At 26.8% G+C, this 521-nt stretch carries 1 protein-coding gene; it reads left to right on the forward strand.

What is annotated here, in order from left to right; all coding sequences use genetic code 11:
* Positions 1-209: 209 nt before the first annotated feature.
* Positions 210-521, forward strand: a 312-nt coding sequence (locus G3997_RS06740) for a PTS sugar transporter subunit IIC (protein WP_330616115.1), incomplete at its 3' end; no start/stop codon positions are given.

A 521-nucleotide genomic window follows, 5' to 3' on the forward strand; every position in this document is an offset into this window, starting at 1 on the left:
TTGTAACATATTATATATATTTATTCAAAACAGGCGTTTTTATGATTTAAATCAATCTGATTTTTTAATAAATTCAGTAAATTTCAAATTTTTTACAAAATCAYGTTAATTTTTTGTTTTTTTATATTTACATTTATCGACATCTATTCTCTAATTAAATCATCAAGAAGTTTGACAAAAACTTATTTTAACATAGRGTAAATTATAAAATGACTCAAATCTTAATAGGTACAGCGTTATTATTAGTTGTACTGGAATTATTTACATTATTTAGTTACAAAGTTCTTCAAGGTATGAAGGCTATGGGTTCATTAGCAGTATTCGGTTCTTCTTTCATGAACTATGTATTCTTCTCTAAGATGAAATTCGGTTCTAAGAAAGATACTATAGCTCTTGCTATAGAGCCATTAACTCAATCAGACATAATATCTGCTAACCCAATACCAGTATATGTTACTAACTTCATAGGTGGAGCAATGTCTGGTATAATAGTAGCTATAATGGGTATTCAAGTTGGTACT

Source organism: Romboutsia sp. 13368, from assembly GCF_018336475.1.
In the GTDB taxonomy this organism is placed as follows: domain Bacteria; phylum Bacillota; class Clostridia; order Peptostreptococcales; family Peptostreptococcaceae; genus Romboutsia.